Origin of the sequence: Ferruginibacter sp. (assembly GCF_014377975.1) — a bacterium.
Lineage (GTDB): Bacteria > Bacteroidota > Bacteroidia > Chitinophagales > Chitinophagaceae > Ferruginibacter.
Genome location: NZ_JACMOO010000235.1, coordinates 1 through 1,893 on the forward strand (window position 1 = coordinate 1; position 1,893 = coordinate 1,893).

A 1,893-nucleotide genomic window follows, 5' to 3' on the forward strand; every position below is an offset into this window, starting at 1 on the left:
GCAATTCACTTGCAGGTTCGTCATTTTTATTTTGCTCAACCAATTTACCTTGCACAGCATCTTGCAATAATTGCTGACGAAGTTTTTTTACTAAGCCGACTTGTTGATTTAATTCCGTTGTTAAACTTGATTTTATTTCTTCTGAATTGACAAATTGATTTTTGATTTCAATTTGAGTGTCAATATCAAAATATGGCAATTCATATTTTCCAAAACTGCCTAAACCAATAGCTTCTTTTGATGTGCCTGCTTTAGTGTTCCTTACAATTTCATCTTTTAATTCATTAAAAAGTATATGATAAAATTTTAAATCAACTGGCAAGTTCTCTGGGTCTTTGGGAGTGATGATAAAACACAAATCACTTGAAACGAATTTCCCGTTCACATAATGTGTTCTACCTAATGAACCTGATGCAGCAGCAGCAAAAATTAAGGCTTCGCAATCGTGTGTGTATTCGTTGTGTGTTTTCCAATCAGATGAAGCCGTTATAAAATCAAAATATCCAGGAACACACTTTGAGCTTTGAAGTACGCCTTTTTCAAAACTAAATATTTCATCAATTCTCATTAGGCTCATTTTATTTCTTTAATTAATTGGTCTAATAAATGATTGCTTTTTTTAAAGCTGCCTTTGAGCATTTCAATTAATTCTTTGCTGCTATGTATTTGTTCTTCTTCTTTTTTGGTGGGGTTTTTAATGTCTAAATCGTAACCACGTTCAATAATTGTTTTGATGTTTACTTTCCAACAAATTTCACTTTCCTTTCTTTTATTCCACCACTTTTTAATAGGTTCAAATTCCTTTAACTGAATAGGTCTTGTTTTGCTGTATGCTTTGTAATCTTCGGGCATTCGGTGTTCGTAATACCAAATGTCTTTGGTAGGTTTCCCTTTATCAAAAAACAATAAGTTGGTGGCTACCGTTGCATATGGCTGAAACACCGAATTGGGCAGGCGGATAATGGTATGCAGGTTACACTCTTCCAACAGCCGCTGCCGCACCCGTTGCTTAACACCATCACCGGTAAGGCTGCCATCGGGTAATACAATACCTGCCCGGCCACCCTGTTTTAGCAGGTGTATAATCAGTATCAAAAACAGGTCGGCGCTTTCTTTGGTGCGGTAGGTTTGTGGAAAATTGCTTTCGTTACCATTGGCCACAATGCCGCCAAAGGGCGGGTTTGCTTCAATAATATCTACCCTGTCTTTTTCGGTGTAGGCACTTAGTGGTTTATCTAAAGAATCTCTAAATGTAATATTGGGTACTTCAATATCATGCAGTATCAAATTGGTAATAGATAGCAAATAAGGCAAAGGCTTATACTCCCAACCGGCAACATTTTGCTCAATACTTTTTCTATCCGCTACATTTTTAGCTTTCTTTTTTAAGTATTCTACAACAGCCGTTACAAAACCACCGGTGCCATTGGCAGGGTCCAGCATTTTTTCACCTAATTGTGGGTCCAGCATTTCGGTAATAAAGCTTGTTAAAGGCCGGGGAGAATAAAACTCACCGCTTTTGCCGGCACTCTGCAGTTCTTTTAAAATGGTTTCGTACAGCTCGCCAAATGCGTGGCGGTCTTTGGCAATATTAAAATTAATTTCATTCAGCTTGTTCAGCACTTTGCGAATGTTGATACCGCTTTTCATGTAATTGTTATTGCCGTCAAATACTTCCTTTACAATTACGGCCCGCTGGTTGCCGGTACTTAAATCGAGGTTACGCAATGCAGGAAACAATTGCCTGTCCACAAACTCCAGCAGTTCATCGCCAGTCATGCCTTCATCATCGCCTGCCCAGTTACCTTTTTCTTTTATCCAATGAAATTTATCAGGTATGGGTGAGGTGTAAGTGTCATCCATCAACTCCAGTTCTTTGTCTTTATCAGAAAA

General features: G+C 38.0%; 2 protein-coding genes. Both read right to left on the reverse strand.

Annotated elements, in window-relative coordinates; genetic code table 11:
- Positions 1 to 568, reverse strand: a 568-nt coding sequence (locus H7254_RS12615) for a restriction endonuclease subunit S (RefSeq protein WP_301933307.1), incomplete at its 3' end; no start/stop codon positions are given.
- Positions 569 to 573: 5 nt separating this feature from the next.
- The coding region (locus tag H7254_RS12620) for a class I SAM-dependent DNA methyltransferase (RefSeq protein ID WP_301933308.1) at positions 574 to 1,893 on the reverse strand (1,320 nt) is incomplete at its 5' end.